Origin of the sequence: Phocaeicola sp. RTP21198st1_B8_RTP21198_201120, from assembly GCF_040929485.1 — a bacterium.
GTDB lineage: Bacteria > Bacteroidota > Bacteroidia > Bacteroidales > Bacteroidaceae > Phocaeicola > Phocaeicola dorei.
Genome location: NZ_JBCOCI010000166.1, coordinates 783 through 3,617, shown reverse-complemented (window position 1 = coordinate 3,617; position 2,835 = coordinate 783). Strand labels below are relative to the sequence as shown.

Annotated in this window: 3 protein-coding genes and 1 pseudogene; 1 reads left to right on the top strand and 3 read right to left on the bottom strand. The window is 40.0% G+C overall.

The genetic code is table 11. The annotated features are described in order from the left end of the window. Positions 1-345: pseudogene (locus AB5935_RS23910) on the top strand (hypothetical protein); the annotation flags it as partial. 110 nt (positions 346-455) lie between these two features. Here the strand turns inward: AB5935_RS23910 and AB5935_RS23905 are convergent. The 3 genes from AB5935_RS23905 to AB5935_RS23895 form a co-directional block, all read right to left on the bottom strand. Beyond that, a complete protein-coding gene (locus tag AB5935_RS23905; RefSeq protein WP_004297445.1) occupies positions 456-1,457 on the bottom strand; it encodes an IS110 family transposase in 1,002 nt (333 codons plus the stop codon). A gap of 384 nt (positions 1,458-1,841) precedes the next feature. Beyond that, entirely contained in the window at positions 1,842-2,192 is a 351-nt protein-coding gene (locus AB5935_RS23900; RefSeq protein WP_004301892.1) for a PqqD family protein, read from the bottom strand. Between the two features lie 97 nt (positions 2,193-2,289). Next, the coding region (locus AB5935_RS23895; RefSeq protein WP_368327650.1) for an MFS transporter at positions 2,290-2,835 on the bottom strand (546 nt) is incomplete at its 5' end.

The window sequence follows — 2,835 nt, the reverse complement described above, 5'->3', positions numbered from 1 at the left end:
TCCTACCCTCTTCGCCGTAATATTTCCTTCAGCGTCCTCCATACGTTTTTGCAAAAAGAAAACAGTTATCGCACAATGTTTATCTTTGACGAGCCGACTACCGGACTTCATTTCCATGATATTCGCAAACTTCTGGATGCTTTCGACGCACTGATTCGCCGGGGACACAGTATCGTTATCATTGAACATAATATGGATGTCATCAAATGTGCCGATTATGTAATCGATCTCGGACCGGAAGGTGGAGATAAGGGTGGAAACATTGTAGCAGTGGGCACTCCGGAAGAAGTTGCCGCCTGCGGAGCAAGTTATACAGGACAATTCTTAAAAGAAAAACTCCGCTAATAAATGATAATTTTAGGGTTCACCACAGAGGCCACGGAATTCTAAGACCTATGCAAATAATAGGCCTATAAAAAACAGTTAAAGAAGTTAAACGGGCTATTTCAGTCCGTTTACTTTTTGTAAGTCATTAACTCCACAAAGGGTGTTCCCCTTTTGACCACAGCAAACATTCTTCCTACTAGTTTAAACTTGACTGCATTTAGCACTACTCCATAAGCTTTCCCTTCCTTCCTTTTCCTTTCATAATACTCTTTCATTTCCTTATCCCATACAATCGCTGAATTAGCAGCTTGTGAAAGATCCGCTTTCAATAGTTTTGCTCCCGTGGGATAAACCCTTGTTTTACCTTTAATACTTGTTCCCGAAGAATGCTCAAAAGGAGCAATACCTAAATAACATGCATATTGACGTGCCGTTTCAAATGCCTGAAAATTATTAGTATGTATGATTGTATTCATCGCATTGATCGTCCCAATACCTTTAATACTGTTTAAGAGCTCATAATTTCGGAGAATAGATGGGTCTGAATTGATAATTTGCAGCATTTCTTCTTCAACACTTGCAATTTCTTCATCCAGTATCTTTACCATATGGGCAGCGCGCTCAATGGTAGAAGTCATTTCACAATCTTTTCTATCAGTGAGAAAACCTTTGTATTCAGCTTGCTGCTTTACAAAACGTTTTCTCTCTGCAGCAAAGTCACGCAAACGGATAATTGAACTCCCTGACAGCTTAGAGTAAGATAGTTCATCCCGATGAAGATAAGCAAAATAGGCTATTCTTTCGGCATCTACACGGTCATTTTTCCCACGTACCAAACCTAAGGAACGTTTTAAATGAAGAGGATTGAAAGAACAGTAATCGATGGATGCGGCTTCTAGAAAAAGGCATAAGTCAAAACTGTAAATACCCGTATTTTCCATACTAATGACCAGCCTTTTCTTTGCCATGTTCTTCTTTTTCAACCAACAAAGAAGAGACTTGTAGCCCTCTTCTTTGTTTAAGAAGCGTTCATAATTTGTTTCGTCCGCATGTTTCTTTGTAGGAACGTAAATAACAACATCCAAAGTTTTTTTTGAGATGTCAATGCCAATAAACCATTTCTTTTCCATATTTTTGCACTATTAAAGGGTTAACCATAGGTTGAACAAACTATATCCTTTAATAGGCCAACGACCTAAAATTCTAATTGGATCTGTTCAACTGATAAGGAAAGAAGGACTAATTCCGTGGATAGGGCTTCTGCCTAGAGAACACAATGGGTCACCTGCTTTCCTTGGTTAACTTGTTTTAACCACAAAGGTAATATTTCAACCTTTATTTTTCACAGTGCAAATCTAAAGGAGGACACAGAGTTCTTCTCTCTCTTTCCGCAAGTAAAACAGAGCGATAAATACGATTCTCAATACGTGAGACTCTGTGTTACTCTATAGTGAATAAAAAAGATTAAACCTCTGTGTCCTCCGTGTCCTCTGTGGTGAAATATAAATTCCTATTTATGCGACTGGTATCACCAGTTTTATAAATCCATCTTTCTGCATTTGAGAAAGATAAGCCGATACACGCGACTCGTAGCCCTCTTCATTTTGAAAATGGTCTGCGAGTTTTTCTATAATCTCACGAACATTGCGTTTTCCATCTATCAGTTCCCATACAGCCGTACCGTGTTCTTCCAATTTCACATGAAGTTCTTTCGACATTCCTTTCGGCACAAGGAAGCGTTGCATCCACGGATATTTAAAACGGGGAAAGGAGAGCACAATTGTCTCCCCTTCCCTTTCTGCTGTAATATGTTCACTGCGACAGGGAATGACCTCTAACAGGTTGATTTTCTCTTTGGCAGCCATACTTCTTATTTTTTATTTCAGAGTATTCATACTGATACCCTTTTGTTTACACCTTGATACACAATTCCTTTGTTACTTTAGGTATTGAATTTCCCAGTTACTTTTGGATATTCGCCTCTTCCAGACCGTATCCCTTCTTCTTGTTCTCTGCCTTCAACATCAAAGCCACAATCAGAGCAAGTACACCAAAGAGAGCAAAAATAGTCATCGGCAACGTGTAGTCATAAGTCTGTGCACCGTCTACTACCGGACCTTTGCAATAAGTATTCAACACCCATCCGATCAACAAAGGAACACCCATCAATCCCCAGTTCTGTACCCAGAAAATCAATGCGTATGCGGTACCCAACTGTTTTTCCGGAATAATCTTCGGAACAGACGGCCACATAGCTGAAGGCACCAACGAGAAGGCAAATCCCAATATAATCATGATGATAGTAGCAAACCACCATATATTCAGTATAGGCAGAGCAAACATCGTATGCACAAAAATAAGCATCACTGATCCGATTATCATCAATGTGGCTCCCTTACCGATACGGTCATAAAGCGAACCGAACAACGGAGTCAGGATAATCGCACCAATCGGCAACAATCCGGGAATCGTTCCCGCCAACTTCGGATCTACGTTATATTTCTGCAC

Excerpts from the sequence above, each read along its gene's own strand:
- AB5935_RS23905 (WP_004297445.1), bottom strand. The coding sequence starts at position 1,457 with ATGGAAAAGAAATGGTTTATTGGCATTGACATCTCAAAAAAAACTTTG.
- AB5935_RS23900 (WP_004301892.1), bottom strand. The coding sequence starts at position 2,192 with ATGGCTGCCAAAGAGAAAATCAACCTGTTAGAGGTCATTCCCTGTCGC.